This is a genomic window from Plectonema radiosum NIES-515, assembly GCF_025753815.1.
GTDB classification, from domain to species: domain Bacteria; phylum Cyanobacteriota; class Cyanobacteriia; order Cyanobacteriales; family Nostocaceae; genus Hassallia; species Hassallia radiosum_A.
Genome location: NZ_JAOWRF010000172.1, coordinates 24,915 through 33,478 on the forward strand (window position 1 = coordinate 24,915; position 8,564 = coordinate 33,478).

Sequence of the window (8,564 nt, forward strand, 5' to 3'; positions counted from 1 at the left end):
GTCACTCCGCGAACTGATATCTTGCACCAAGCGATTAGAAATCGCGGCTACACAGACGAAACCCGCGATTAGGCGGGTTTTAAACCCTTGATTTTGCGTTAGTCCGCGTAGGCGGACTTTGTTTGTATAGCCGCGATTTTAATCGTTCGGGCGGGCGTGCAAGATGTGAGTGATCGCACTTCTTTCTCAGACACTCTAAAATTACATACATTACAATACCTTATTTCCGAACTAACGCTTAAAACCTTAAAACCCTCTAGAATGCTTCCTAGAGGGCTGAATGAAGCTTACATTATCATTCGATGACCTAGAGACATTTTGGAAAGTCTTCTAGACACCATTGGTGACAAGTTAAGCCTGTAAGTCTTTTGTCAAGAGGCTTTGAGACGAAGTTGTCACCCCCTGAGCTTCCTTAGACAGTTATTTTTAATAACTAGGTAGGCTTGCCAGGGTAGGGAGAATATCATTACCAAGGCAGTGCGGGTGCTTGGGCGGCTATTGCCCATTTGTAACAACCGCCACCAGATTGACCTCCTCCATCACCACAACTATTTAGTTGATAACACTGGCTCTTCGATGGTGCTGGTGTCTGAGGAGCAGGAACCCAATAAAATTGCCCTGAGCTATTTTCCATCCAATAACATTGCTCTCCAAGAGCAGCCAAACTATCTTCTGCTGCGGTAAATCCTGAAACGAGCAACATAAAGCTGCATACAGCAAAAACTAAAATAGACTGAATGATGTTTTTCTTCACAGTTGACATCTCCTTGATGAATAAAGTTCTATCACTTGGAGTGAAAGCATCCTTATAGGGCGTTGCTGAATTCATAATGAATTAAGTAAAATTACAGATTTGTAATTTTACCTAACACTTGTACAGACACGACATATCAAGTCTGTACAAAATCGTGATTTTCACAATCCATATCTTGATTCAGTAATGCCTATTTTTAGGTTTGTTTCCGAAACTTTGTGATTTCCTAAAAACTATTGTTGCATAACTGGCTATTAAAATCTTTTTCATTAAACAAAAAAATAAATAATCTATCTTTAGATAGAAAACATAATCTATTAATTCAATTGGCCAAATTATATATATGGGTACTAGTAAAATCAATTTATGCACAAATTAGTAAAAATTATCAAACTAATAAGTAAGCAGACAGAATAAATTACAATTGAATTCTTTACTAGACAACAGTTTCAGCCGATATTTTGTGTAATTAATTCTTTTCGATTACTTATTAGTTTGATTTTTGAAAAAACTAAATAAAAATACTGTAGGGTGTACAAGTCAAACAGCTAACAAGGATGAATCAGCATCAACAAGCCGCAACAGGTACTTCATGTATATAGTCATAATTAGAATAATCACAAAAGTAACGTAATTAAGTTTAGATAAGCCATATGAGTCAAGATAACTTGGATTCTGCCCAACAATTTCCCCCGTTTAATGACAAAAACGAAGAAACACCAGATATCGGGGGTGGTTTACCTGTGATTGAATACTGGGCAGAGCATACAATTTCACCCGAAGGACCCAAACTCTGGAAAACTCTACTTCACCATAGTGCTTGTCTATCTTGCTCTTGGGGGACGGGAGGGCAAAAAGGGGGATTTACGAATGAGGAAGGAGAAAAACTTCAGCGCTGTATGAAAAGTGTTGAGGCAATTTCGGCAGAAATTAAACCAGGTATAAAGCTGCAAATTTTTGAGCAACGCAGCATTCAAGAGTTGCAAAAACTCACCTCAATGGAAGCAGATCGGTTGGGAAGATTGAGTTTTCCGATGATTTTGCGAGGGGGGAAATCTCACTATGAGCGCATTTCTTGGTCAGAAATTTATCAGATAGTTGAAGCCGGTTTCCGTAAAACCCCGGAGAGAGTAGCTTCTTATAGTTCGGGTCGATCTTCTAACGAAGCGGCATTTTTGCTGCAATTAATGATGCGATCGCTCGGTTCTAATAATTTAGCTGACTGTTCAGATTTGTGTCACGCACCTTCGACTTATGGACTTGAGCAGATGTTTGCGACAAAAACATCGATTGTGAGTTTGGAGAGCTTGAAATCAGCCGATTGTGTAGTGTTGGCAGGGGCAAATTCTGCTTATAACCATCCACGCTTGATGAATGAGTTGATCAAATTGCGCGATCGCGGTGGAAAGGTGATTGTCATCAATCCGATAATGGAAATTGGATTGGTTAAATTCGGTTCTCCTGCTTTCCCAATCAAATCTCTGATACCGGGTTCTGATATTTCTTCGCTGTATCTCCAACCGATTCCTGGTAGCGATTCTGTGTTATTCACTGGAATTCAAAAAGCACTTATCGAAAAAGGAACTATCAAAACGGAGTTTCTTCAAGCTCACACAGAGGGATGGGAAGCAGTAGTTGAGAATGCTCGCTCGATTCCTTGGGAAACTATTATTGAAATCTGCGGAGTATCCCAAGCAGAAATTGAGGCAGCCGCAACTATAATCAGCAATGCTAAAGGTGTTGTGTTTGGTTGGGCAATGGGAATCACCCAACACGATAATGGCGTAGACAACGTTTATAGTATTGGCAACACTGCATTAATCAGTGGCAATATTGGCAGAGAAGGCGCCGGTTTAATGCCCGTGCGAGGACACTCAAACGTCCAGGGGTTTGGCTCAATGGGCGTAACTACCCAAAAAATCAAAAAAGGACTTCAAGAAGCCTTAGAAAAGCTTTTAGGGCGTTCTCTAAGCGCTGTTAAAGGGTATGATACTCGTGCTTTGATTGAAGCTGCCGACGAGCAAAAGGTAGACACCCTCATCTGTCTTGGTGGAAATTTGTATGCAGCTAATCCAGATTCAACTCAGGCAAAACGAGCTTTAGGTAATATTGAAACTATTATTTATTTGGCTACGAAACCAAATTTAGGACACTTTCATGGGTTAGCGAAACAAAATACAATTGTGATTCCCGTACTAAATCGGTTTGAAAATCCTTATAAAACAACTGTTGAATCGGGCAATAATTTTGTCCGTTTAAATGACGAGGGTGAAACTCATCTTCAAGAGGCTGATTTGATTCCCGAAGTAGAATTTTTGACAGAGTTAGCACATCGAATTCATGGTGAATATCCGGTAGATTGGCGCCAACTTAGAGACACAAAATTCATCCGTCAACTCATCGCCAAAACGGTTCCTGGATACGAGAAAATGGCGACAATTGATGAAAGTAAAGAGGAATTTACTATTAGCGGACGCATTATTTCCACCCCTCACTTTCCAACTCCTTCCGGCAAAGCGAAGATGTTTGTGACACCACTGCCGCAACTAACGCTTCCAGACCGAAAAGCCTTTGCCGCTGATGATGAGACTCAAGGGATTGTGGTAGCTTTAATGACAGGGCGTAGCTATGCTCAACACAATACTGTAGTCTATCAAATTGAAGACAAGTATCGGGGAATACCCCACCGGAACTGCATCTTAATGAATCGAATCGATTTAGAACAGGTAGGATTGCACGAACATCAGCGGGTTACGGTTGAGGGAAACGCAGGGAAATTAGAAAATGTGGAAATCATTTATGGGGCAGTGCGTCCGGGGTCTGCGTTGATGTTTTACCCGGAAGTAAATGTGATTTTTAAACCACGGGTTGAGAAGCGATCGGGGACACCAGCTTTTAAGAGGGTGCCTGTGTTTGTGTATGCAAAAAATTCCAAGGGGTAGGGTAATACGGTTCGGTTAAATATTTTTATTGGGCATTTGGGTATGTAGAGACGCGAAATTTCGCGTCTCTACAGCTCTAAAATCACTACCAAATGTCCTGATAATTACAGCAATTTTCAGGTAAATGAACTACATTATTATTTTTATCTCACGCAAAGTCGCAAAGCCGCAAAGGAAGAAATACAGAAAACTTGAGTGTGGTCTAAATACATAAAAACTGCTGTAACATTAATAAAAATATCGCAACCCTCGTAGAGACGTTCCGCCGGAACGTCTTTACATTGTATGATATAACACCAAGCTTATTACATTATAAAGGACGCGGTGAGGCGGATGATAAATCCGTGTTCCGCGTCCTTTAATAATTATTTCCGTCAAGTGAAATGACTGCATTTTAGTATCAGTCATAAAAATTAGAAGCGGAAACCAACACCAGTTTGCAAGCTTAAAGCACCAGCATTGCTGTCTTTATAAGCGTCAATACCCCATTTAGCATCACCATACAAAACGGTGTTTCTAGCAATTTCTGATTCAGCACCAAGGGTTACTACAGGTGTATTCTTGTTTCCTAACTGGGTAGCTTTACCTTCATCGGTGACAAACGAGTAACCACCACCAATGTAAACGTTAGTATTTTTAGCGATCGGTGCATCGTAAGTTAGTAACGGCATAAATGCGGTAGCATCACCACCAAACAGAACGGCGCCCCGAACTGAAACAGGTGCGTTAGGTATAGCAGCACGTCCTTGAATGTTTCCACCTAACAAAGCGGCATCATTTTGTCTTCCACCGTTGGTGACACCAGCAGAAACACCAGCACCGAGATAGCTACCCTTGAGACCGAGTGTTTCAGCGGTTTGAGGTGTTTGAGCGCTAGCAATTCCAGCACTAAAGATAACAGAAGCAACAGCGAGTGCAGAGGTTGCGATTTTTGCGAGTTTCATAAGGGACTTCCTGACTAGAGATTTAGTCAAATCAATGTTCTCTAGTACTAGAATCTCTTTTTTTACGAAATGTAACCTCGCACTTTTGGATAGCCTGAATGGGTTAAAATATTTCACCCGATTGGGTGAACACGAAATCGCCATTTTCAAACCCAACGCGATCGCAAATAATTAAAGGTTTGTAGTGTTCGCGTAGCGTCTCGTAGAGAGGACTAAAGTCCTCATTTGAGGGCTGAAGCCCTCACTACGAAATAATCTCAATATTTTTTACATTACTCAATTAGGCTATCAATTTCAGCTTTGATTTTGTCTTTTGCGGTCATTTTTACCTTTTTTGTTATACCATCAATAATTATAGTTTTTAGGCATAGCTGGAGAGCGATCGCACTTCTCAAAGCTAACTGCGATAACTTCTTTAAGCTGCGCTAACGCGAAAAAGTCCCATTCCCCATTGGTTATGGCACCTTGAGTTCGATCATGCAGGGAGCGTTGAAATTATTTCTTCCGCCTTAATGTAGATGGAGATTATGGTTTAATTGCTATAGTACCGATATTTTTAATAGCTATTCTTTTTTCCTTATTCTCAGAAGCCCCAGGAATATAACCCACATCCAACACCGATAATTTACTGACTTCTTTCGGTATTTCAAAGGTAAAAATTATTTTGGTAGGAATACCAGAAGCAATGTTGGTTGAAAAACGCAAAGGACCTGCGTTACTAGATTCCAGTCTACCAGATTGTGCTAATTGAGCACCGTAGACAGTACCAGAGGGATCAATAGCATTAGTTATCCAAGAAGCATAACCAGAATAACCGCTAAATGAAACATCTTGACGTGTATTACTTAAATTTGTAATTACGGCACCACATATTACTTGTGTGCTATTAGTTCTATAGCAACCATCAGATTCAAATTTCAGGTTATTGTCTTCATCAATAGCTTGAGCTTTTAAGTTTGTCTGTTGTGATTTCTGATTAATAGATGGAGGAGATACAGGAACAGCCGTTGTTGTTGGGGCTATTGTAGGTGTAGGACTTAGAGGTTGAGGTGGTATTTATGTTGTCGGAACAGACGATTCAGTCAATGTTTCTTGATGTTTTCCAGTACTTTCACTTGATATATTTTCCTGACCCGGACATTGTAGTTTCAACCAACATCTAACTTCTGGAGTTGTAATAGTAAATATTACGCCTATCGCTGTTAATATAAGACTGACAATACCGAGAAATTGATTAAATCCTACTATTTTTCTTCGATATCTCAAAACCTTGTCTTGGATAAGTCTCCATAGCTTTACAATTTGCTCATTTTCTTTATCACCATCCCAACCTACTAAATCCGCTGGTTGAATATCAGTAAATTCACCAGGAATTTTAACATTTTCAATTAAAACATGAATTAATACCTTTTTATTTCTTTTTGCTTCCGAAGCACGGTCTTTCAATAAAGCAGATTTAATGGAAGTATTCGACCATAAAACTATGATAAATTTAGCTTTTTCCAGTACCTTTGTTGTTTCACTTATTATTTTTGCTCCTATTGAAATATTTTGAGCTTTCCAAATATCAATACTATAGTAACTTAAAGCATTTTCAAGCTTACCAGCTATAGCTTTATCTGATTCAGAATAAAGCAAGCAAACTTCACTATTATGAACTTTCATCAGTTATTTATCTCAATTTTTAGATTACTAGTGTAGCACCCAAGCTTTTTTGATACTCACATAGCTCAAAACTCGCCACATGATATAATAGTGTATAATATATTATTTGCTACAACATAGATACACTTAAGCTGAAATATATTCCGGGAAAATTCCGGATATTTTTTCATTGAATTCAGTAACTGTGTAAGCAATTGTACTGAGCATCAAAAGGCAAAGACACTCTGGTTGTGATGTGTTTACACGATTTCCCTAGCATTACGCCATGTTCGCGCATTTTATTAAATAGACCAACCAAATTAAACGTAAAATGTAGGGTGCGTTACAACTTCGCCTAACGCACCGTTTCTGTATCAAGATGCAGCTAATTTAGCCCACGCAGGTGGGCTTTGTTCGTTTAGCCCCAGCATTCCATGCTGAGGGGCGAATAAAGCGCAACCTCACATAGAATTGGTATTAGTTCTGAGTTGGAGCGTTAATATTCATTCACAACTATCCAACCACTAACCACTAACTATCCACTACTTCTTCAAAAAACGCTGACGCAGACGAGAGACAAAAACATTCACCTCTGGCAATTTTATCCATGAGACAATGACACCAAAAATGACAATGCCGATCGCACCAGATACAGATAACTCAAGCAGCATAATCAGCAAACCTTCTTTACCTAAATAGTGCTGAGAAAGTTCCAGAGTCGCAAAGCTGGCTATTCCACCTGCAATACTAGCAGCAATCAAACCTAAAAACGGTAAACTCCACTCGCGCAAAGGTAAACCATTTAACTTGCGATTAAGTAAAAATAACAGCATTAATACTGAACTGCAATTTACAGTTACAGTTGCTAAAACCAAGCCAGAAGCGCCAAAAGGTTTAATTAAAAGGTAATCAAATACAGCGTTAAAGAAGATATTAATCATACTAATGCGAAAAGGTGTATCGCCATCACCTAAGGCATAAAACACCCGCACCAGAACATCACGTCCTAAATAAACAAACATGCCAATTCCGTTAGCAATTAGCAGCGAAGACACCAGCGCTGAGTCTGTTCCTTTGAAAGCACCGTGTTCGTAAACTATGCGGACAATTGGCACAGAAAGGGTTATCATTAATGCACCCAAGGGCAGCATAGTGAAAGCTGAAAGCAGTAAACCTTGACGAATGCGTGATTTTAACTCATCCCAATTATTCGGGTCAGCAAGTCGGGCAAACATCGGTAATAAAGGAACCAAAATCATGTTAGAAATGATTCCTAAAGGAGTTTGCACTAGTAATGACGCATTATTTAAAGCAGCAGCAACCCCGATAGTGGGAATCAAAGAAGCGAAAAACAAATCCGTGTAGAGGTTGATTTGCAGCATCCCAGAGGAAAAGGTAGCAGGTCCCATGATTTTCAGAACATCTCTTACCCCAGGTTGATTAAAATCAAATCGCAACCGTAATGTACCCAAATTAGACCGCGCTTGCACGATTACCTGCACCACCCATTGCAAAACTGCCCCAGCTAAAACTCCTCCTGCCAAAACAATTCCACCCAATTTGGCATATTCAAGACTGCTAATTTTTTCTTCACCCAATTGCAGATAAAGGACACCCAGACCTGCAATAACTGTAATGCTGGAAAATAAAGGACTGATGGAAGGTAGCCAAAATTGATTTGCAGCGTTGAGAACTCCAAAGCCAATACCAATCAGTCCGGCTAAGACTGCGATTGGTGCCATGATTTGGAGTTGTAAAATAGCGATCGCTCTCACTAAATCTTTGTGTCCCAGTCTCAAACCAGGTGCAAAGATGTCAATCATCTGCGGCGCAAAAATTACCACAATCAGCGCCACTATTAACAGCATACCACCAATCAGCGTCGTAATCGTTTCTACCAAAGGAGCCGCTTCTTCTTGCTTGCGCTTGGATAAAACGCTGACAACCGCACTATAAAATGGTCCGTTAATGCCCCCTAGCAATATCAACAGAAAACCAGGAATAGTATAAGCGTAGTTAAAAGCATCAGCAGCCGGTCCCAAACCAAAAGCCGCAGCGATCGCTTGCTGACGTACCAAACCAAAGACTTTACTAATTAACGTTGCAGCTGCGACAATGCCAGCTATTCCAGTCAGAGAACGAGATGTTTTTTGTTGTGCCACGAATTATTATTGACAACTCAAGCGATAGCAGTACCTCTTGAATATTTAACCCGAAATCGGATACTCTGTCAGGCAAATTTGGAAAATGGGGAGTGGGGAATGGGGAATGGGGAGTGGG

General features: G+C 40.2%; 6 protein-coding genes. 1 reads left to right on the forward strand and 5 read right to left on the reverse strand.

Annotation, left to right across the window (positions count from 1 at the left end):
- Positions 1 to 466: 466 nt before the first annotated feature.
- Positions 467 to 829 carry a hypothetical protein gene (locus OGM63_RS11530; RefSeq protein WP_263745684.1) on the reverse strand — a complete coding sequence of 121 codons (363 nt, stop codon included), beginning with the start codon at positions 827 to 829 and terminating at the stop codon, positions 467 to 469.
- Positions 830 to 1,407: 578 nt separating this feature from the next.
- Between OGM63_RS11530 and OGM63_RS11535 the strand changes: the two genes are divergently transcribed.
- Positions 1,408 to 3,696: an FdhF/YdeP family oxidoreductase gene (locus OGM63_RS11535; RefSeq protein ID WP_263745685.1), complete on the forward strand. Its 2,289-nt coding sequence runs from the start codon at positions 1,408 to 1,410 to the stop codon at positions 3,694 to 3,696.
- A 413-nt stretch (positions 3,697 to 4,109) separates the two neighbouring features.
- Here the strand turns inward: OGM63_RS11535 and OGM63_RS11540 are convergent, their stop codons facing one another.
- The 4 genes from OGM63_RS11540 to murJ all read right to left on the reverse strand — a co-directional run bounded on the left by OGM63_RS11540 (position 4,110) and on the right by murJ (position 8,446).
- Positions 4,110 to 4,640, reverse strand: coding sequence for a porin family protein (locus OGM63_RS11540; protein WP_263745686.1), 531 nt, complete (start codon positions 4,638 to 4,640; stop codon positions 4,110 to 4,112).
- Between the two features lie 525 nt (positions 4,641 to 5,165).
- The gene (locus tag OGM63_RS11545; RefSeq protein ID WP_263745687.1) at positions 5,166 to 5,345 is read right to left on the reverse strand and encodes a hypothetical protein; all 180 of its coding nucleotides are present in this window, start codon (positions 5,343 to 5,345) and stop codon (positions 5,166 to 5,168) included.
- A 351-nt stretch (positions 5,346 to 5,696) separates the two neighbouring features.
- The gene (locus tag OGM63_RS11550) at positions 5,697 to 6,305 is read right to left on the reverse strand and encodes a toll/interleukin-1 receptor domain-containing protein (RefSeq protein WP_263745688.1); all 609 of its coding nucleotides are present in this window, start codon (positions 6,303 to 6,305) and stop codon (positions 5,697 to 5,699) included.
- A gap of 521 nt (positions 6,306 to 6,826) precedes the next feature.
- Entirely contained in the window at positions 6,827 to 8,446 is a 1,620-nt protein-coding gene (gene murJ / locus OGM63_RS11555; RefSeq protein ID WP_263745689.1) for a murein biosynthesis integral membrane protein MurJ, read from the reverse strand.
- Positions 8,447 to 8,564: the final 118 nt, after the last annotated feature.

Excerpts from the sequence above, each read along its gene's own strand:
- OGM63_RS11530 (WP_263745684.1), bottom strand. The coding sequence starts at position 829 with ATGAATTCAGCAACGCCCTATAAGGATGCTTTCACTCCAAGTGATAGA.
- OGM63_RS11535 (WP_263745685.1), top strand. The coding sequence starts at position 1,408 with ATGAGTCAAGATAACTTGGATTCTGCCCAACAATTTCCCCCGTTTAAT.
- OGM63_RS11540 (WP_263745686.1), bottom strand. The coding sequence starts at position 4,640 with ATGAAACTCGCAAAAATCGCAACCTCTGCACTCGCTGTTGCTTCTGTT.
- OGM63_RS11550 (WP_263745688.1), bottom strand. The coding sequence starts at position 6,305 with ATGAAAGTTCATAATAGTGAAGTTTGCTTGCTTTATTCTGAATCAGAT.